The 19,805-nt window shown below is 60.0% G+C and carries 20 protein-coding genes; 6 read left to right on the forward strand and 14 right to left on the reverse strand.

The features are described from left to right. Positions 1-83: 83 nt before the first annotated feature. Together HX783_RS11655 and HX783_RS11660 are read left to right on the forward strand one after the other, a co-directional pair. A complete protein-coding gene (locus HX783_RS11655) occupies positions 84-1,028 on the forward strand; it encodes an alpha/beta hydrolase (protein ID WP_177016979.1) in 945 nt (314 codons plus the stop codon). Positions 1,029-1,088: 60 nt separating this feature from the next. Further along, positions 1,089-1,559 carry a MaoC family dehydratase gene (locus HX783_RS11660; RefSeq protein ID WP_003175719.1) on the forward strand — a complete coding sequence of 157 codons (471 nt, stop codon included), beginning with the start codon at positions 1,089-1,091 and terminating at the stop codon, positions 1,557-1,559. A gap of 137 nt (positions 1,560-1,696) precedes the next feature. On the opposite strand, the gene HX783_RS11665 is transcribed toward HX783_RS11660, so the two are convergent. Next, positions 1,697-2,164: a PA2169 family four-helix-bundle protein gene (locus tag HX783_RS11665; RefSeq protein ID WP_094953816.1), complete on the reverse strand. Its 468-nt coding sequence runs from the start codon at positions 2,162-2,164 to the stop codon at positions 1,697-1,699. A 206-nt stretch (positions 2,165-2,370) separates the two neighbouring features. Between HX783_RS11665 and HX783_RS11670 the strand changes: the two genes are divergently transcribed. Both HX783_RS11670 and HX783_RS11675 read left to right on the forward strand, forming a co-directional pair. Further along, positions 2,371-2,607 (forward strand): DUF3820 family protein, encoded by a 237-nt coding sequence (locus tag HX783_RS11670; protein WP_003213031.1) that lies wholly within the window; start codon positions 2,371-2,373, stop codon positions 2,605-2,607. 11 nt (positions 2,608-2,618) lie between these two features. Beyond that, positions 2,619-3,794, forward strand: coding sequence for an aminotransferase class V-fold PLP-dependent enzyme (locus HX783_RS11675; protein WP_177016980.1), 1,176 nt, complete (start codon positions 2,619-2,621; stop codon positions 3,792-3,794). Positions 3,795-4,012: 218 nt separating this feature from the next. Here HX783_RS11675 and HX783_RS11680 read toward each other — a convergent pair whose 3' ends face one another. From HX783_RS11680 to zwf, 3 genes are read right to left on the reverse strand one after another with little or no spacing between them, the layout of a single operon-like run. Beyond that, entirely contained in the window at positions 4,013-4,678 is a 666-nt protein-coding gene (locus HX783_RS11680; RefSeq protein ID WP_177016981.1) for a bifunctional 4-hydroxy-2-oxoglutarate aldolase/2-dehydro-3-deoxy-phosphogluconate aldolase, read from the reverse strand. A 17-nt stretch (positions 4,679-4,695) separates the two neighbouring features. Further along, on the reverse strand, positions 4,696-5,409 hold the full coding sequence (gene pgl, locus HX783_RS11685) for a 6-phosphogluconolactonase (RefSeq protein ID WP_159959358.1): 714 nt from the start codon (positions 5,407-5,409) through the stop codon (positions 4,696-4,698). Then, positions 5,396-6,862: a glucose-6-phosphate dehydrogenase gene (gene zwf / locus HX783_RS11690; RefSeq protein ID WP_122674464.1), complete on the reverse strand. Its 1,467-nt coding sequence runs from the start codon at positions 6,860-6,862 to the stop codon at positions 5,396-5,398. The genes pgl and zwf overlap by 14 nt, the downstream gene beginning before the upstream one ends. Positions 6,863-7,081: 219 nt before the next feature. On the opposite strand from zwf, the gene HX783_RS11695 reads away from it, so the two are divergent. Then, positions 7,082-7,942, forward strand: a complete 861-nt coding sequence (locus HX783_RS11695) for a MurR/RpiR family transcriptional regulator (protein WP_170039859.1) — start codon at positions 7,082-7,084, stop codon at positions 7,940-7,942. Between the two features lie 54 nt (positions 7,943-7,996). On the opposite strand, the gene HX783_RS11700 is transcribed toward HX783_RS11695, so the two are convergent. The 10 genes from HX783_RS11700 to HX783_RS11745 form a co-directional block, all read right to left on the reverse strand. After that, on the reverse strand, positions 7,997-8,842 hold the full coding sequence (locus HX783_RS11700; protein WP_159959360.1) for a D-hexose-6-phosphate mutarotase: 846 nt from the start codon (positions 8,840-8,842) through the stop codon (positions 7,997-7,999). A gap of 219 nt (positions 8,843-9,061) precedes the next feature. After that, complete coding sequence (locus tag HX783_RS11705) at positions 9,062-10,408, reverse strand: carbohydrate porin (RefSeq protein WP_177016982.1); 1,347 nt, start codon at positions 10,406-10,408, stop codon at positions 9,062-9,064. Between the two features lie 84 nt (positions 10,409-10,492). Next, entirely contained in the window at positions 10,493-11,653 is a 1,161-nt protein-coding gene (locus tag HX783_RS11710; RefSeq protein ID WP_159959364.1) for an ABC transporter ATP-binding protein, read from the reverse strand. Between the two features lie 2 nt (positions 11,654-11,655). Further along, positions 11,656-12,501 carry a carbohydrate ABC transporter permease gene (locus HX783_RS11715; RefSeq protein ID WP_159959366.1) on the reverse strand — a complete coding sequence of 282 codons (846 nt, stop codon included), beginning with the start codon at positions 12,499-12,501 and terminating at the stop codon, positions 11,656-11,658. Next, the gene (locus HX783_RS11720; protein ID WP_017253695.1) at positions 12,494-13,402 is read right to left on the reverse strand and encodes a carbohydrate ABC transporter permease; all 909 of its coding nucleotides are present in this window, start codon (positions 13,400-13,402) and stop codon (positions 12,494-12,496) included. Before HX783_RS11720 ends, HX783_RS11715 begins: the two co-directional genes overlap by 8 nt. A gap of 92 nt (positions 13,403-13,494) precedes the next feature. Further along, positions 13,495-14,781: an ABC transporter substrate-binding protein gene (locus HX783_RS11725; protein WP_159959368.1), complete on the reverse strand. Its 1,287-nt coding sequence runs from the start codon at positions 14,779-14,781 to the stop codon at positions 13,495-13,497. A 104-nt stretch (positions 14,782-14,885) separates the two neighbouring features. Continuing rightward, a complete protein-coding gene (locus tag HX783_RS11730; RefSeq protein ID WP_177016983.1) occupies positions 14,886-16,145 on the reverse strand; it encodes an AGE family epimerase/isomerase in 1,260 nt (419 codons plus the stop codon). Positions 16,146-16,402: 257 nt separating this feature from the next. Then, positions 16,403-17,227, reverse strand: a complete 825-nt coding sequence (locus HX783_RS11735) for an ATPase (RefSeq protein WP_177016984.1) — start codon at positions 17,225-17,227, stop codon at positions 16,403-16,405. A gap of 130 nt (positions 17,228-17,357) precedes the next feature. Then, entirely contained in the window at positions 17,358-18,356 is a 999-nt protein-coding gene (locus HX783_RS11740) for an NAD(P)-dependent oxidoreductase (RefSeq protein WP_159959374.1), read from the reverse strand. Between the two features lie 52 nt (positions 18,357-18,408). After that, positions 18,409-19,302 (reverse strand): LysR family transcriptional regulator ArgP, encoded by an 894-nt coding sequence (locus HX783_RS11745; protein WP_177016985.1) that lies wholly within the window; start codon positions 19,300-19,302, stop codon positions 18,409-18,411. A 99-nt stretch (positions 19,303-19,401) separates the two neighbouring features. Here HX783_RS11745 and HX783_RS11750 point away from each other — a divergent pair, with 99 nt between their 5' ends. Next, positions 19,402-19,803 carry an ACT domain-containing protein gene (locus HX783_RS11750; RefSeq protein ID WP_177016986.1) on the forward strand — a complete coding sequence of 134 codons (402 nt, stop codon included), beginning with the start codon at positions 19,402-19,404 and terminating at the stop codon, positions 19,801-19,803. Positions 19,804-19,805 lie beyond the last annotated feature (2 nt).

The raw sequence follows: 19,805 nt of genomic DNA on the forward strand, positions 1-19,805 counted from the left end.
TCTTGCCCCTAACGTGTAGGCAGATACACCAGCCCCTGGCAGATGAGCTATACACTGCAACGACTCTGAGCAAAGGAAGCGCCATGAACCACAGCACCTTCTGGCTGACCGCGAATGACCGCAGCCGCCTGTACGTCAATCAATGGCTGCCGGAAGGCCAGGCCAAGGCCATGATCATGTTGTCCCACGGCATGGCCGAGCACAGTGGCCGCTATGCGCGCCTGGCTGAAGCCCTGTGCGCAGCCGGCTACGGCCTGTACGCGCTGGACCAGCGCGGCCACGGCCGAACCGCAGACGAAGGGACGCTGGGGCTGTACGCCGAAAAAGACGGCTGGAACAAAGTGGTCGGCGACCTGGCCAGCCTCAACCAGCACATCGGCCAGCAGCAACCGGGGCTGCCGATCATTCTGCTGGGCCACAGCATGGGCAGCTACATCGCCCAGGCCTACCTGCTGCACCACAGCGCCAGCTTGAATGGCGCGATTCTCAGTGGCTCGAATTTCCAGCCGATTGCGCTGTACCGCGCCGCCGCACTGATTGCGCGGATCGAACGCGCACGCCAGGGGCTGCGCGGGCGCAGTGCGCTGATCGATTTTTTGTCGTTCGGCTCGTTCAACAAGGCATTCAAACCCAATCGCACCGCGTTTGACTGGCTCAGCCGCGACCCCAATGAGGTCGACCACTACATCAACGACCCACTCTGCGGTTTCCGTTGCACCAACCAGCTGTGGGTCGACCTGCTGGGCGGCTTGCAGCAAATCAGTAAAGCGTCCAATCTCGCGCAGATCGACCCGGGCCTGCCGATTTTAGTAATGGGCGGGGAATGTGATCCGGTGAGTGAAGGCAAGCGTCTCAAAAGCCTGGCCCACGCATTACGTGAGGCCGGCTGCCAGCACCTGCAATTGAATATCTACCCGCAAGCACGCCATGAAGTGTTCAACGAGACCAATCGTGATGAAGTCACCGCCGACGTACTGGCGTGGCTCGAGCAGGCTTTGACATTGCGCAGGCCGACTCGCTGCGAGTAATTTTTCGTTTAGAATCAGATAGTTAATTAATTACCGATTAGCCACAGGATGCACCTTTAGATGACTCAGGTTACCAACACCCCGTACGAAGCCCTCGAAGTCGGCCAGACCGCCAGCTACAGCAAGACCGTTGAGGAGCGCGATATCCAGTTGTTCGCCGCCATGTCCGGCGACCACAACCCGGTGCACCTGGATGCCGAGTACGCCAAGGCGACCATGTTCAAGGAGCGTATCGCCCACGGCATGTTCAGCGGCGCTCTGATCAGCGCGGCCGTTGCCTGCGAGCTGCCTGGGCCGGGCACTATCTATATCGGCCAGCAGATGAGCTTCCAGAAGCCGGTAAAAATCGGCGACACGCTGACCGTGCGTCTGGAAATTCTCGAGAAGCTGCCGAAGTTTCGCGTGCGTATCGCCACACGTGTGTTCAACCAGCGCGACGAGTTGGTGGTGGATGGCGAGGCGGAAATTCTGGCGCCACGCAAGCAGCAAGTGGTGACACTGACTGAGTTGCCACCTATCAGCATCGGCTGATCAAATCTCAACATCTGCACAACGCAAAATGTGGGAGCGGGCTTGCCCGCGAAAGCGGTGTACCAGCCACCATAGAGGTTGGCTGATACACCGTCTTCGCGAGCAAGCCCGCTCCCACATTTGTTACACAGCAGGTCTTACGACTGAGCGCGAGCCTGGTTACGCAGGGCTTTCACCTGGTCGTGGTTGCGTTGTGCGCCGTGGAACTGACGCTCAACCAGGTCACGAATACCCAGCAGGTTGTGCTTGTTGATCTTCTCGATCGCTTCTTTGTAAGCCTTCAGTGCGTGGTCTTCACCGCGCTCGGCTTCGTTCAACACGGCCTCTTCATCTTTGCCAGTCACCAGCGACTTCACGTCGACCCAGCCACGGTGCAGCGCACCCGCAACCGAACCGGATTTTTCCGGGTCGCCGCCCAAGGCTTTAACTGCAGTTTGCAGTTCGGCAGCTGCGGTAGCGCAGTCAGCAGAGCGTTTCACGAACAGCGCTTTCAGCTCTGGGTGCTTGATGTCTTCAGCACACGTGGCGAAGCCTTTCTGGCCGTCTTTGCTGGTCTCGATCAGGTCGTTAAGTACGGAGATCGATTCTTTATTGATGTCAGTCATTTTTCAATTCCTTGTGCGGGTTAAGAAACTTACCTTAATGATTGCAGCGCCCGTGCCAAGTTTTGAAAAACAAACTATTCGTTATTTTTCAATGACTTATAAATTATTGAACCATCTGTATGTACGTTATTTGCATGATCTGTCATTTGGCCTTCATGCAGAATGCCTGTATTTTCGATGACTTCGACTCACCTCACTGAAGCGCCATGAACCCCGAAAAACTCGAACTGCTGATCACCCGCGAAATGCCTTTCGGCAAATACAAGGGGCGGATCATCGCCGACCTGCCCGGCCCGTACCTGAATTGGTTTGCCCGTGAAGGTTTCCCCCACGGCGAGTTGGGCGGCTTGCTGGCGTTGATGCAGGAAATCGACCACAACGGCCTGTCCGAACTGCTGGAACCGCTGCGCGCCAAACACGGCAAACCCGCCCCTCGCCATTGAGAGCCCACGCCATGCCAAGGAATGCTGATAACGAACGTCACTGGCAAGCGATCGCCCAGCGCTATGAGCTGGAGCCCGGCCCGGTCAACCTGGAAAACGGCTATTTCGGGCGCATGAGCCGCGCGGTCCGCGCGCAGTACCTGGAGCATGTGGCGTTTATCAACCGCAGCAACTCGCTGTATGTGCGCCAGCGCTTTGAGCAGGGTGAAAACGTCGAGATCCGTCGCCAACTGGCGGCCCTGATCGATGCCGACCCCGAGGCGATCGCCTTCACCCGCAACGCCACCGAGGCTTTGCAATCACTCATCCGTAACTACAACTGCCTGCAACCCGGCGATCAGGTGCTGATCAGCGACCTGGAGTACGACACGGTCAAAGGCGCGATGCGCTGGTTGGCGGGCTATCGCGGTGTTGAGGTTATTGAGATTTCCCACACTCACCCGGCCAGTTTCGACAGCCTGCTACAGACCTACCGCGATACGTTCGCCCAGTACCCACGCCTCAAGCTGATGGCCCTGACCCATGTGACCCACCGCACAGGCTTGGTGATGCCCGTCGAGGCGATTGCCAAGGCCGCGTGCGAGCATGGCGTTGATGTGATCCTCGATGGCGCCCACGCCTTGGGCCAGATTGAATTCAACCTCGCGCAGCTGGGCATTCAGTTTGCGGGCTTCAACCTGCATAAATGGATCGGTGCGCCGCTGACGCTGGGCTTTTTGTACATCGCCCCGGAGCGCCTTGCGGATATCGACCCGGACATGGGCGAGTTTCACTACCAGGCCACCGACGTACGCGCACGCACGCCCTATAGCACGCCGAATTTTCCGGCGCTGATGACCTTGCCGCTGGTGCTGGAAGAACATCGCGCCTTGGGTGGCTCGGCCGCCAAAGGCGCGCGGGTCAATTACCTGCGCGATCTGTGGGTGAGCCAGGTGCGGCAGTTGCCGGGAATAGAAGTACTCACCCCGGACGATCCACGGCTGTATTGCGGGATCACGGCGTTCAAGTTTATTGGGCGCGATCAGCAGGTGATGGCGGAACGGTTGTTCGAGGATTACGGCTTGTTTACCACGACGCGCACGGGTGCGGCGTTTGGCACCTGTATTCGGGTGACGCCGGGGCTGGTGACATCGGCGGCGGATATCGATGTGTTGGTCAACGCAATAACCGAGCTAAGCGCGGACTAAAATGTGGGAGCGGGCTTGCTCGCGAAAGCGGTGGCTCAGTTGGCCTATTTATCGACTGACACACCGTATTCGCGAGCAAGCCCGCTCCCACACAAGCCCGCTCCCACATTGATCTGCGTTGAATTCAAGCCTTTTTTCAGGCAAAAAAAAGCGGTACACCGACCAAGTGCACCGCAAAAATGCCGTTAAGCACAGCAACAACGATTCGATAAATCAGCTCAGTCCAGCAGCGCCAGCGCCTGTGCGGTAACTTCCTGGATGCGGGCCCAGTCGCCGTTCTTGACCCAGTCCGGGTCGAGCATCCAGCTACCGCCCACGCACATCACGTTTTTCAACGCCATGTAGCTCTTGATGTTGGCCGGGCCAACGCCGCCGGTTGGGCAGAATTTGACTTCGCCGAACGGACCGCCAAGGGCCTTGATCGCCGCGACGCCACCGCTCACTTCCGCCGGGAACAGCTTGAAGCGGCGATAGCCCAGGCCATAGCCTTCCATGATGCCGGAGGCATTGCTGATGCCCGGTAGCAGGGGGATCGGGCTGTGCACCGAGGCTTCCAGCAGGTCGCGGGTAATGCCGGGGGTGACGATGAATTGCGAGCCGGCCACTTCGGCCGCTTCGAGCATGTGACGGTCGAGCACGGTGCCGGCACCGGTGCACAGTTCAGGGCGCTGCTCACGCAGGACCTGAATGGCCTTGAGGCCGAACTCGGAACGCAGGGTCACTTCCAGTGCGGTCAAACCGCCCGCTGCCAGGGCATCGGCCAGCGGCAGGATGTCCTGTTCGCGAGCAATGGTGATGACCGGCAGGATCCGCGCCTTGGCGCAGAGGCTGTCGATCAGGGCAACTTTATCCGCCATGGACACGGTCGGTTGAGGGCTTTTCATAGCGGCTGATCCTTGGCTCATGGGCACCAGTAAATCTCTAAAGTAGGTTGCAAAAACGCGCGAATCGGCATGGCAGCAACGTCGTCACTGGCCAGCGCGGCGCTCAAGGTGGTCAATTTCGAGCTGCCGGAAATCGACAGCACGGTGTAGTGGGCCGTGGCCAGCAACGCGCGACTCATGGTCAGGCGCTGGTGCGGCACGGTCGGCGCCAGCATCGGCCAGCAACGGCGGGTACCGTCGGCCTTCAGTGCCTCGCCCAGGTTGGGGCTGTTGGGGAACAGCGATGCGGTGTGGCCGTCATCGCCCATGCCGAGTACCAGCACATCAATGGCGGGCAACTCTGCCAACTGGCGATCGGCCAGTTCGGCGGCGTCTTCAAGATTCGCGGCAACGTTGTACAGGCTGAGGAACTTGGCCTTGGCGGCCGGGCCTTGCAGCAAGTACTTCTTCAACAGGCCGGCATTGCTGTCGGCGTGTTCCACCGGCACCCAGCGCTCGTCGGCGAGGGTGATGGTGACCTTGGACCAGTCCAGGCCTTGTTTGGCCAGGTTCTGGAAAAACGCCACGGGGCTGCGGCCACCGGACACCACCAGGGTCGCTTCGCCACGTGCACTGATGGCCGCGCGCAGTTGCTCGGCCACGTCATTAGCCAGGCCGTCGGCCAGCAGCACAGGCGTGCGGTACTCATGGGCAGTGACGCCCTGAGGCAGTTTCAATTCAGATATCGCCATACCACGACCTCCCATCCCGCGTGATCAGTGCAATCGAGCTCATCGGCCCCCACGACCCGGCCGCGTACGGCTTGGGCGCATCACCGGATTTTTTCCACCCGGCGATCAACTGGTCACACCACTTCCACGCGGCTTCGATTTCATCTTTGCGAACAAACAGGTTCTGATTGCCGCGCATCACTTCCAGCAACAACCGCTCGTAGGCATCCGGAATACGGGCGCTGCGGTAGGTGTCGGAAAAATTCAGTTGCAGCGGGCCACTGCGCAGCTGCATGCCCTTGTCCAGGCCCTGCTCCTTGGTCATCACACGCAAGGAAATACCTTCGTCCGGCTGCAGGCGGATGATCAGCTTGTTGCTGATCTGCAGGCGCTGCTCGGGGGCGAAGATGTAGTGGGACGGCTCCTTGAAGTGGATGACGATCTGCGACAGCTTTTGCGGCATGCGCTTGCCGGTCCGCAGGTAGAACGGCACCCCGGCCCAACGCCAGTTGCGAATATCGGCACGCAGGGCGACAAAGGTTTCGGTGTCGCTCTGGGTGTTGGAATTCTCTTCTTCCAGGTAACCCGGCACTGCCTTGCCGGCGCTGTAACCGGCGATGTACTGGCCACGCACCACTTGCGTGGTCAGGCCGTCCGGGCTGATCGGCGCCAGGGCCTTGAGCACCTTGACCTTTTCGTCACGGATGCTGTCGGCGGACAAGTCGGCCGGCGGGTCCATGGCGATCAGGCAAAGCAGCTGCAACAGGTGGTTCTGGATCATGTCGCGCAGCTGGCCGGCCTTGTCGAAGTAACCCCAACGGCCTTCGATACCGACCTGCTCGGCCACGGTGATTTCCACATGGGAAATGTAATTCTGGTTCCACTGGGTTTCGAACAGGCTGTTGGCGAAACGCAGCGCAATAAGGTTCTGGACCGTCTCTTTGCCCAGGTAGTGGTCGATGCGGTAGGTGCGGTTTTCCGGGAAAAACTGCGCCACGGCGTCGTTGACCTTGCGCGAGGATTCCAGGTCCGAACCAATCGGCTTTTCCAGCACGACGCGGGTGTTTTCCGCCAGGCCGACCTTGGACAGGTTCTCGCAGATCGCGCCGTACACCGCCGCCGGGGTGGCGAAGTAGGCAATCAGGCGTTGTTCGGTGCCGGCGATTTCAGCCAGGGCCACGTAGTCGTCGGCCTTCATGAAGTCGACGTGTACATAGGTCAGGCGCGCCAGGAAACGCTGAGCGATGGCTTCGTCCAGTTCCTTGCCGACGTATTTACGCAGTTCTTTTTCGATATGCGCCAGGTGCTGCTGCTCGGAACCGGCTTCACGGGCCAGGGCCAGGATGCGCGTGTCGTCGTGCAGGAGCCCTGCGCCGTCCAGCTGATAGAGGGCAGGAAATAACTTGCGCAGCGCCAGATCACCCAACGCGCCAAACAGGGCAAAGGTGCAGGGTTCTACGGTTATCGAAGGCATGATGTTTGTTCTTTTATCAAGTTAAGCTACAAATACCTTTTTTCAAGGCATCACTCAAGGAAAAATGTAGTAATAACCACAACATTTTCCCAAAATATGCATTCCGAGTGGTGGTGTTCAGCTACCCTCAGTAGGATAGGCCACCGCAAAGGGCCACTCGTCGATTGGCTACCGCCCTTAATTTGCATCGTCGCCCGAAGGAAAGACTGAATGGACCGCGTGCGAAATCTTCTGGAACAAATCCGGAACCGCCTCGAAGAATTGAACAAGGCCGAGAAAAAAGTCGCCGAGGTCATCCTGCTCAACCCACAGCAGGCGACCCGCTTCTCTATCGCCGCCCTCGCCCAAGCCGCCTCGGTCAGTGAACCGACGGTCAACCGCTTCTGCCGTTCATTCGGCGTCAGTGGCTACCCTGAACTTAAATTGCAGCTGGCGCAAAGTTTGGCCAGTGGTGCGGCGTATGTCAGCCGTGCCGTGGAAGCCGATGATAACCCCGAGGCCTACACCCAGAAGATCTTCGGCAGCGCCATTGCCTCGCTGGACAGCGCCTGCCAGGCTCTGGACCCGGCCCTGATCAGCAAGGCCGTGGACCTGTTGATCCAGGCGCGGCAGATCCACTTCTTCGGCCTGGGTGCTTCGGCGCCGGTGGCCATGGATGCGCTGCACAAGTTCTTCCGCTTCAACCTGGCGGTCACCGCCCATGCCGACGTGCTGATGCAGCGCATGATCGCGTCGGTGGCGCACACCGGCGAGCTGTTCGTGATTATTTCCTACACCGGGCGTACCCGCGAGCTGGTGGAAGTGGCGCGTATAGCGCGGGAAAACGGTGCATCAGTGCTGGGCGTAACTGCCGAGAACTCGCCATTGGCCAAGGCCAGTACGGTGAGCTTGAACATTCCGTTGCCGGAAGACACCGACATCTACATGCCGATGACGTCGCGGATCATCCAGCTGACGGTGCTGGATGTGCTGGCCACCGGCATGACCTTGCGCCGTGGCGTGGATTTCCAGCCGCATTTGCGCAAGATCAAAGAGAGCTTGAATGACAGCCGGTATCCGGTTGGGGATGAGTTTAACTAGTTCCAGATCGTTCCCACGCTCTGCGTGGGAACGATCAGCGGAGCGTGGGAACGATCATGCCCCAGCCCTCGCCTGCAAACTCAGATGCGCCCTCTCCCCCGGCGCCAAGCTGGCCCCGGCCATCGCCGACTCCACGCACACAAACCCCGCCGCCTCGTTAAAGCTCACGCCCAACAAAGGTCGGCTGCCCGGGTGCCACACCACCGTGTCGGCGCTGTCGCCGGTGTCGATGCACAGCTCGCGCTGCCAGGCATGGTCCTTGAGGTGTAATTCCCCGTCATGCTGGAACACCCGCTGGCAGCCGCCATCCACGCGGAGCTCGCCTTCCTGCTGGCAAACCTGGCGATTGAGCTGGTCATAGCCTTGCGCGCCGTCGAGCCCAGACAGCGCTATCTCACCGACATTGCCGATACGCCAATAGGCGTGCAAAGCATGGCTCAACTGGCACGGCAACTCGTCCTGATGCTCGGTGCACAGGCGCAGTTCCAGGGTTTCGCCCAGGTGTGCGTGCAGGTCGACCTGCCAGTCGCACAGCTGCAATTGCCAGTGCAGGCGTACGCCATCGTCGTCGGCGCTGCTGTCGAGCAGCTTCCAGTCGATCAGCCGCGCCCAGCCATGGGACGGCCATGCGTTTTCGCTCGGGTGGCGCCCATACCACGGCCAGCACACCGGCACGCCGCCACGGATGGCGCCGACTTGCGGCCACTTGGCCGCACACCACAGCCAGGGTTTCTGGCCACGCGGTTGAAAGTGCAGCAATTGCGCGCCCTGGCGACTGAACACCGCCTGGCACAACGGATGGTCAATCACCAACACGTCGCGCATCTGAAAGCGCTCCCAGGCGAACACCGGTTGTTCGCGCAGGGATTTGAAAAAGCGTTGCAGCGGATGCTCATGCATGTGCCACGGTCCTGAAATTCAGTGTTGCTCAAGCTTGGTTACCCTGTGGGAGCTGGCTTGCCTGCGATGGCATCGCCTCGGCCATCCAGGCAGACCGCATCGTTCGCATCGCAGGCAAGCCAGCTCCCACAGGGGTAGTGCAGCGCGACCCAAAAAAAAGCGGATAGCCATGGCTACCCGCAAAATGCGCACAGAGAGAAGGAGCTTATCGCAACAGCGTTAGAACGTAGACTGAATTTTCAGGCCCGCCACTACCGCGTTGTCGACTTGTTTCACACCACCTGGGTTGGCGATGTATTGCAGGTTAGGACGCACGGTCAGCCAATTGGTAACGTGGATGCCGTAGTTGAGTTCAACGTTGTATTCCGTGTTACGCAGCGGTGCATAACCGGACTGGTCGTAATCGGTGAAACCTTTAGCCTCGTTCAGCAACTCAGCGGTTTTCTTCACGTCACTGTTGGCGTGGATACGCGACACACCGATACCGACGTCATCCTTGGTACGCGCGTCGAATGGCCCTTTGTACACAAGCATCAACGACTGGTAGTTGTCGACCAGGTTGGTGTCTTTGTCGTGGAAGGTCACGTTGGCCGCGATGTTCAGACCGCGGGAAGCGTCGCCATTGTGCGTGGTGAGTTGTTGTTGCAGAACACCCCAGTAGCCGCTTTTGCTGCTGCGAACGCGGAAGGCTGCGCCGGTGGTGCCAGCATCACCGCCATTGACGTCTTCACGTACGTCGGTGGCATCGGCAGTACTTTTGTAGTAACCCACACGGTATTCGCCCGGCAGGCCATTGACCTTCGGCGACCAGACCAATTCCACCGGCAATACGGTGCCCTTGGTGCCGCTGCCGCTGAGCTTGAAGCCGTTGCCGTGCTCCAGCTGCGATGGGTTCTGGTTGTACGCACCGATTTGCGCATACAGCTCAGGCGTGATGTTGTACTTCACGCGGATCGCCGCCTGGCTGACAGGCCAGTTGTACCAGGTGTTTACATAGTTACCCACTTGCGAGCCGCAGAACGACAGGTTCTGGAAGTCGCACGGGAAGGTGTTGAAGTCTTCGCCTTCACCGAAGTAACCGAGCTTCACGTCCAGCTTGTTGTCGAACATCTGGTGCTGGATCCAGAACTGGGTCAGACGCACCATGTGGCCACGGCCATCAACTTCTTGAGACGAACTCAAGGTGCTGGCACGCGGGTCACCAATACGGTCATTGGAGATGTTCGCGCCATTACGGTTGGTCAGTTGGATCTTGGCCTGGGTGTTATCCCAGCCCCACAGCTTTTGCAGATCCAGTGCTACGCCCAGACCGAACTGGTCAGCGTAACGGGCAGTTTTGTCGTCGTTGTAGCCGCCGCGAAGGTTGGCGCCCACTTCCCCAACGTAGTCAGCCTTGATGTCGATACCTTGCTCAATGAGCTTGGTCCGCTCGCCGCCCCAATCGCCCGTCATCCACTTGGAATCGGAGCTGAATGCATCGGCCGCCATCGCATTGGCGGACAATACCAGGGCTGCTGCTGCTGAGAGTTGGCAGAGCAGCCGGGTGTTGTTGTGTTGCTTTTTCATCCCTACATCCTCGTCTTTATTGTTATTAAACTGTTTTTATCTAACGCGGGTTACATTTTTATCTAAAACAACAGGTTACCTGCTTCAGCGGCCTTTGAATTGGGCCACGTTGTCGGCATGCCCGTGTGCAGGCAATGATGCAGCAGTGCCCAAGCGTTCGCCGGTTTTGGCGTCGAACAGCAATACCTTGGCCGGGTCGAATTGCAGGGTCAGGGTCTCGCCCACCTGCGGTGCCACGTCGGGTGCCAGGCGGCAGCAGACTTTGGTGTCATTGAGTTGCACAAACACCAGGGTGTCCGGACCGGTCGGCTCGGTGACCTGCACCTCAGCACGAATGCTCGACGCGCTGTCGCCCTCGCCCGCCGCCAGCATGATTTGCTCCGGGCGCAGGCCCAGGATCACGTCGCGGTCCTCAAGACCGGCGTCCGACACGTTAAGCGCCAGCTCGCAACGCGCCTGGCCACTGTCGAGCAGCGCCACCAGGCGACCGTCCTTGCGTTGCAGGCGCAGCGGCACGAAGTTCATCGGCGGCGAGCCGATAAAGCTCGCCACGAATTGGTTGGCCGGGTTGTTGTAGATCTCTTTCGGCGTGCCGAACTGCTGGATAATGCCGTCCTTCATCACCGCCACTTTATCGCCCAGGGTCATCGCTTCGATTTGATCGTGGGTGACGTAGACGGTGGTGGTTTTCAGGCGCTGGTGCATCAACTTCATTTCGGTGCGCATCTCGACGCGCAGCTTGGCGTCGAGGTTGGACAGCGGTTCGTCGAACAGGTAGATCTTCGGCCGACGGGCCAGGGCACGGCCCATGGCCACACGCTGTTGCTGGCCACCGGAGAGCTGGCCCGGTTTGCGGTTAAGCAGGTGCTCGATCTGCAGCAGCTTGGCCACGCGCGCCACTTCGGCGTCGATGTCAGCCTGAGCCATCTTGCGGATTTTCAGGCCGAATTCGATGTTCTCGCGCACGCTCATGGTCGGGTACAGCGCGTAGGACTGGAACACCATGGCGATGTCACGGTCCTTGGGGCTCATGCCGCTCACGTCCTGGTCGCCGATCATGATCGCGCCGCCGGTGATGGTCTCAAGCCCGGCGATGCAGTTCATCAACGTGGATTTACCGCACCCCGAAGGGCCTACCAGAATCAGGAACTCGCCTTCTTTGATCGACAGTTCGATGTTCTTCAAGGTGTCGGGCAGGCCGGCGCCATAGGTCTTGTTTACATTGCGAAGTTCAAGCGTAGCCATGATTACCCCTTGACCGCGCCGGCCGTGAGGCCGCGCACGAAATACTTGCCTGCGATCACATAGACCAGCAGGGTCGGCAGCCCGGCGATCATCGCCGCCGCCATATCCACGTTATATTCCTTGGCCCCGGTGCTGGTGTTGACCAGGTTGTTCAGCGCCACCGTGATGGGCTGCGAGTCGCCGCTGGAGAACACCACACCGAACAGGAAGTCGTTCCAGATCTGAGTGAACTGCCAGATCAGGCAGACCATGATGATCGGGGTCGACATCGGCAGAATGATCTGACGGAAGATGGTGAAAAAGCCTGCACCGTCCAGTCGTGCCGCCTTGATCAGCGCGTCAGGAATGCTCACGTAGTAGTTACGGAAGAACAGTGTAGTAAACGCCAACCCGTAGACCACGTGCACAAACACCAGGCCCGTGGTGGTGCTGGCCAGGCCCATCTTGCCGAGGGTGAACGAGGCTGGCAGCAACACCGTCTGGAACGGCAGGAAGCAGCCGAACAACAGCAGGCCGAAGAACAACTGCGAGCCTTTGAAGCGCCAGAACGACAGCACGTAGCCGTTCAGTGCGCCGATGGCGGTGGAGATCAGCACCGCCGGAACGGTGATCTTGATCGAGTTCCAGAAGTAACCGTCAACAGTGGCCCAGGCCTTGACCCAGCCGATGCCGGTGACCACGGTCGGCCAGCTCAGCAGGTTGCCGGTGCTGATGTCTTCCGGGGTTTTAAAGCTGGTCAGCAGCATCACCACCAGCGGCACCAGGTACAACAGCACAGCGAGGATCAGCACCGCATAGATCGCGACGCGACTCAGGCTGATGGAAGGTTTGGAAGCGAGACTAGTCATTACGCTTGGTCCTCAGCTCGGAGTACAGGTAAGGCACGATGATCGCAAGGATCGCGCCGAGCATCAGGATTGCACTGGCCGAGCCCATGCCCATCTGGCCACGACTGAAGGTGAACGAGTACATGAACATCGCGGGCAGGTCGGAGGAGTAGCCCGGGCCGCCGGCGGTCATCGCCGCGACCAGGTCGAAGCTCTTGATCGCAATGTGCGCGAGGATCATCACCGCACTGAAGAACACCGGACGCAGGCTTGGCAGCACCACGCTCCAGTAGATACGCGGCAGGCTGGCGCCGTCGATCTGGGCGGCACGAATGATCGATTGATCAACGCCACGCAGGCCGGCGAGGAACATCGCCATGATGAAGCCCGAGGCTTGCCATACAGCGGCAATCACCAGGCAGTACACCACGCGGTCCGGGTCGATCAGCCAGTCGAGACGGAAGCCTTCCCAGCCCCAGTCACGCAGAAGTTTGTCCAGGCCCATGCCCGGGTTGAGCAGCCATTTCCAGGCCGTACCGGTCACGATCATCGAGAGCGCCATCGGGTACAGGTAAATGGTGCGGATAAAGCCTTCGCGGCGGATTTTCTGGTCGAGGAAGATCGCCAGGGTCACGCCAATCACCAAGGTGATGCCGATAAACATCCCGCCAAAAACCGCCAGGTTCTTGCTCGCTACCCACCAGCGGTCGTTGTCGAACAACCGCGCATATTGCGCAAGACCAGCCCATTTGTAGCTTGGCAGGAACGTGGAATTGGTGAACGACAGAACGAACGTCCACAGGATGTAACCGTAGAAGCCCACCAGCACGATGAACATGCTGGGCGCCAGCACCAGTTTAGGGAGCCAGCGCTGCAGTGCATCGAACGGCGAGGCCTTGCTGAACACAGCAACAGAACTCATGGGAAAATCCAGTACAGAGAAAAAGGACTACAGGAACAAACCTTGTAAGGGGTCAGGGGGTTTCCCCTCACAAGGATCAGCCGTGCTAACCGTTACTTCGCAGACTTGATCGCAGCGCCGAGTTTCTTGGCGGTGTCGGCCGGGTCGGCTTTCGGGTCGTTGATGTAGTTGGTCACGACATCAAAGAACGCACCTTGCACAGCCAGGGTGGTGGCCATGTTGTGCGCCATGCTTGGCTGCAGGCCGCCGGTCTTGGCGTCAGCCAGGAAGTCCTTGGCAGCAGTCTGGGCACAGGAATCGAAACCGAGCTTGTCCATTTCATTGAGCATGTCGGTACGAACCGGGATCGAGCCTTTGTTGATGCTGAAGACTTTCTGGAAGTTCTCACCCAGCACGACTTTGGCGATGTCCTGCTGACCGGCAGCAGTGCCTTTGTCTTTCTGCTTGAACACCGCCAGGGAGTCGATGTTGTAGGTGAAGGCTTTGTCGGTGCCTGGGAAGGCTACGCACTCGTAGTCCTTGCCAGCGACTTTCTTGGCGGCGGTCCATTCGGACTTGGCCCAGTCACCCATGATCTGCATGCCGGCCTTGCCGTTGATGACCTTGCCTGCTTCGAGGTTCCAGTCCTGGCCTTTGCCGTCAACGTCCATGTAGGTCGCGACTTTCTTCAGCTCAGTCAGGGCCTTGACCATTTCCGGGCCGGTGAGCGCGCCGTTATCCAGGTCGACCAGGGCTTTCTTGTAGCCATCGGCGCCCATTACCGACAGGACTACCGCTTCGAATACGGTGCTGTCCTGCCAAGGCTGGCCACCGTGGGCGAGCGGAATGAAGCCCGCGGCTTTAAGCTTGTCGCCGGCTGCGTAGAATTCTTCGAGGGTGGTCGGGTTTTTGGTGATACCGGCTTTCTTGAAGACTTCCGGGTTGATCCACAGCCAGTTCACGCGGTGGATATTGACCGGTACGGCGACGTAGTCACCTTCGTACTTCACGGTGTCGGAGACTTTCTTGTCGAGCAGGGAGTCCCACTTCTCGTCCTTGGACACTTGTTTCAGGACGTCGGTGTCGAGCAAGCCAGTCGAGGCCCACTCCTGGATGTCGGGGCCTTTGATCTGGGCCACGCCCGGTGGGTTACCGGCCACTGCGCGGCTTTTCAGCACAGTCATGGCCGTGGCACCACCGCCACCTGCGACGGCACCGTCTTTCCAGGTGAAGCCGTCTTTCTCAACTTGGGCCTTCAGGACATCTACAGCCGCTTTTTCACCGCCGGAGGTCCACCAATGCACAACTTCAACCGTCCCTTTCGAGTCGGCGGCAAATGCACTGAGGGGAAACAACGAGGCAATGGAAATAGCGACGGCGAGGCGATTAATCGCGTTCATCTGAGTACCTTTTCTTGTTGTTATGCATGCAAGTCTAGAGCTTGCGCTGCACGGAGTTTAAACAGGGATTTTCCGGGCGCAGGTAACAAAGGGACGTACAAATGTCACCACTTGGTGACATAAAGGCCCCGACCCAACGCACTGGTCATGCTGGGTGACAAGGGTAGCGCAGGCAGCACCACCGCTTGCCAGGCGTGATAAAGGTCCGGTTTACCGCCCCAGATCTTGCTGCTGGGCTGGTTGTGCGGACTGAGTTCGTGATGCCAACTGCCGTGGATACGGTCGATGAAGTGAGTTTCGCAAAACTCCCAGAAGCGCCGATACCAGGTTTCGTAATGCAGCTCACCGGTACGTTTGAGCAAGGCCTGTGCGGCGGCGCTGGCCTCGGCGTGGGTCCAGTGCAGGCGTTCGCGCACCACCGGGCGGTGGTTCCAGTCCAGGGTGTAGACAATGCCGGGAGCACCGTCCACCGCCCAGGCGTATTCGCAGGCACTGGCGAACAAGCCTTGGGCGTCGGTTACCAGCCAGTCCGGCGTGGCCAGCCCGGCTTGCAGGCGTGCGGCTTCCAGGTGCAGCACCAGCCGCGCCCACTCAAAGCCGTGACCGGGGGTGATGCCATACGGGCGGAAGCCATCGGCGGGGTTGTCTTCGTTGTAGCTGAGCAGCGGTTTCCAGTGGGCATCGAAATGCTCGATGACCATAAACTGATTGCCGGCTGCGTGGCTGTGGATAACCCGCTCGACGATACGCTGCGCGCGGTCCAGCCAGCGCGTATCACCGGTGACATCCGCCAGCGCCAGGAACGCCTCGGTGGCGTGCATGTTGCTGTTGGCGCCGCGATAAGCCTCAACACCCGTCCAGTCCTGAGCAAAGGATTCGAGCATGACGCCCTCTTCCTCGCTCCAGAAAAACTGGTCGATGATGTGCACGGCGTCGTTCAACAGATTTTGCGCACCGGGCGCGCCGGCCACCACGGCCGAGCTGGCCGCCAAGGCGACGAATGCATGCAGGTAAGCCGCTTTGCCACGGTTGCCATCAAGCGCGTGAGGCGCAGCAAACCAGCCACCGTGCTCGCTGTCGCGCAACGGGCCACTGAGCGCCGCAACGCCGTGCGCCACCAGCTCGGCATAACCGGGCAGCCCCATGGCGTGGGCCATGGCGAAGCTGTGGGTCATGCGGGCGGTGTTCATGGTTTCGGCGTGGGCGTCGGCCGGGAGTTGGCCGTTGTCATCGAGGTTGCCAAAGCCGTCAGGCAGGCGTGAAGCCTTGGCGAATGCCAGCAGGCGCTGGCCTTCGGTGGCAAGCCAGGAGTGATGGGCAGGTGCGTTCAGCCAACTGCTGGCAGGCAGTGGTTGGGTGGTCATAAGTAGCCCTTATTATTTTTTATGGGATGACAGGAGTCTAAACAAGGGCGCGTTGGGGGCAAGTAACGAAGGGGATGGGAAATGTCACTGGGCGGTGACATTTACCAAAACGATCGTTCCCACGCTCTGCGTGGGAACGCAACCTCGGACGCTCCGCGTCCAGCAGACGACGAATGGCTTAAGCTCCACGCAAGGGTGACGCAGAGCGTCACGGGATGCATTCCCACGCAGAGCGTGGGAATGATCAGGTCCGTGTACTACTGCCCCAGCGGCCTGATCTTCGCGGGCGCGTTGAGCTGTTGTTGCAGGTTCTGCACCTGGCTCTGCAAGGTGGTGATATTGCGCGTGGTCTGGATGCGGAACACGTCGAACTCTTTATTGGTCGGCGCATCACTGTTAACCGGCTGGCTGTCCTGCGTGCTTTTGAGCACCACCAGGTCTTGCTCGATACGGGCAATCGCGGCGCTCGGGTTGCCCTGTTTCTTCAGCGCGGCCACGTCGGCGGACAGATCCTTGACCTCACCTTGCGCCGCCTTGAGCGTTGCCACCGCCTCGGTCAGCGCCTGCACCTGGCCTTGCAGCTTGCTGTTGGCGTTCGACAGGTCGGTGGTGCTGGCGGTCATTTGTGCCAGGCGCTGGTCCAGTTCGGTGGCTTGACCGGCGACACCGACCTGCTGCTTGCCTTGCTCCTGCAACTGCGCTTCCAACTGCTTGATCTGTAATTTCAGCGCTTCACTGCCGTTGTTTACGTTGGCTTCGCTGGCCACCACTTTGCCGGAAATGTCCTGCAGGCGCCCCGCCGCTTCCTCGCTGATGCGCGCAAAACTTTCCTGGGTGGCGACCAATTGCTGGCCCATCAGGGAAATCTGCTGGAAGCTCCACCAGGCAAGGCCCGCAAAGGCGATCAGCAGCGCGCCGACCAACGCCCACAATGGGCCGGTGCTGGCGCTCTTGACCTTGACCACAGGCGTATTGCGCGAGCGCACCGACGTGGCCGGGCTTGGCTCGAAATCATCATCGTCCCCGATGTCGGCCCGCAGGCTGGGAACGTTGTCGAAGTCGTCTTTAGCATCGTTACGCATGAATCAACCCTGAATCGGTGAGATGGCTACCTTAAAAAAAGCCGAGCGACCGCAGTATAAACCGCGCCTGCGCCGCACTGATCGACCCGGAACCGCGGATTCGGTTCCCGAAGTGTTGCTGGGTGTGAGCTTACTGGCGCCCCGGATCCTGGGCGCGCCACCAGCTGCAGAACTCATCGAGCGCAGTCCACAGGCTGACCTTGGGCTCGTAGTCCAGATAATGCCTCGCCCGGCTGATGTCGAGGGTGAAATCTTTGTTCATCACCTGCATGCCCAAGCGTGACAACGCCGGCTCCGGGCGCCCTGGCCACATGGCGCAGAATGCTTCGTTCAACGCCGCCACGCTGTAGGACAAACCGTAAGAGCGATAACGCGTGACTTGAGGCATGTCCATCTGGCGCATCACGTAGTTGACCACATCCCACACCGGCACCGGCGTGCCGTTGCTGATGTTGTAGGCCTTGCCCAACGCCGAGCCGGTCGCGAGCAAACTGCTCAACAGTGCTTCGTTGAGGTTGTGCACGCTGGTGAAGTCGACCTTGTTCAGGCCGTCGCCGACGATCGCCAGGCGGTTCTTGCGCTGCATTTTCAACAGGCGCGGGAAGATGCTCATGTCACCGGCACCGGTGACGAAACGCGGGCGCAGGGCCAGCACTTCCAGGCCGAATTCCTGGGCACCGAACACCTTTTGCTCCGCCAGGTACTTGGTCGCCGCGTACGGGTGCTTGAAGCGCTTGGGCACTTGCTCTTCGGTCAACCCGAGGTGGTCGCGCCCATCGAAGTAGATCGACGGCGACGACAGGTGCACCAGGCGCCCGACGCGCTGCTTGAGGCAGGCTTCGACAACGTTTTCGGTGACCAGCACGTTGCCCTGATGAAAGTCCTGATACTTGCCCCATAGCCCGACGGCACCGGCGCAATGCACCACCGCTTCGACATCACGGCACAGGTCGCGCACCAGGTCGGCGTCATTCAAATCACCCTGGATAAACTCGGCGCCGCGCCGTACCAGATGTTCCACACCTTCGGCACGCCGCCCGTTGACCCGCACGTCCAGGCCCTGCTCCAGAGCGAAACGCGCAAAGCGCCCGCCGATGAAGCCGCTTGCGCCGGTGACCAGAATTTTCATGTATTACCCCATGTTCTTTCGTTTTTCATCGCTGTTGCGTTGACGCCCGCCATCATTCCAACGGCACCAACCATTGGCCACACGCCTGGGCCAGATGATCGGTCAACAAGCCCAATAGCTGCCCGCCACTGCGCCAATGATGCCAGTACAGCGGCACGTCGATGGGCTTATCTGGCAACAACTCGACCAATACGCCGGTTTCCAGCTGGTCGCGCACCTGTAATTCCGGGACCAGGCCCCAGCCCAGGCCAGCTTCCGTCAAGCGGATAAAGCCTTCGGAGGATGGGCATAAATGGTGTTCGAAACCGCCGTCCACGCCGAGTGAAGCCAGGTAACGGTGTTGCAGGAAATCATCCGGGCCAAACACCAGTGCCGGCGTGCGCGCCAGTTGATCGGCACGCACGCCGCCAGGGAAATGCCGGGCAATAAAGGCCGGGCTGGCCAGCGCCCGGTAGCGCATGGCGCCGAGCAGCAGGCTGCGAGCGCCCGCCACCGGGCGCTCGCTGGCGCAGATACAGGCCGCCACTTCACCGGCGCGCATGCGCTTGAGGCCGACGGTCTGGTCCTCTACCACCAGGTCCAGCAACAAATGCTGCTCGGCGCAAAAGTCGCTGACGGCCGCGGCCCACCAGGTGGCAAGGCTGTCGGCATTCAGCGCGATGCGCAGGCGCTCGGGCATGCCTTCTTCATCCAGCGCCGGCACCTGGCTTTGCAGGTCGCGCTCAAGCAGCCGAACTTGTTGCACATGGTTGAGCAGGCGCCGGCCGATGTCAGTGGGCGTCGGCGGCGTGGCCCGCACCAGTACCGGCTGGCCGATGCGCGCTTCGAGCAACTTGATGCGCTGGGAGATCGCCGACTGCGACAACCCCAGCACCTGGGCGCCGCGCTCGAAGCCGGCTTGTTCCACCACCGCTGCCAGGGCAGAAAGCAATTTATAGTCGAACATCAGTTTCTCTAATGGGCGATCAGCAATATTGGTTTTTCTTATACAGCTTAGCCCGTAAGAATGACCAGCATCGCTTCTCTCTCTATTAAGGAACTTCACATGGCTGGCGAAACCGCCCTGGCAACCCTGCTGCGCAGCATGAGCCCGCAGTTGAATGACGGCGATTATGTGTTCTGCACCCTGCCCGACAATCGTATCCCCGACGGTTGCGACATCATCGGCAGCTTTCGCGAACAGGAAGGGCTGACGCTGATTCTAGAGCGTCAGCAGGCGGAGCAAGCGGGGCTGGCCTTTGACTACGTCGCCGCGTGGATCACCTTGAATGTGCATTCGGCCCTGGAAGCCGTGGGCCTGACTGCGGCGTTCGCCAGTGCTCTGGGCAAAGCCGGTATCAGTTGCAACGTGATCGCCGGCTACTACCACGACCACCTGTTTGTCGGCCGCAACGATGCCGAGCGGGCCATGGATGTATTGCGTCAACTGGCCGCAAACGCGGAGTAAAA

The organism is Pseudomonas sp. D2002, from assembly GCF_013385735.1.
Classification (GTDB): domain Bacteria; phylum Pseudomonadota; class Gammaproteobacteria; order Pseudomonadales; family Pseudomonadaceae; genus Aquipseudomonas.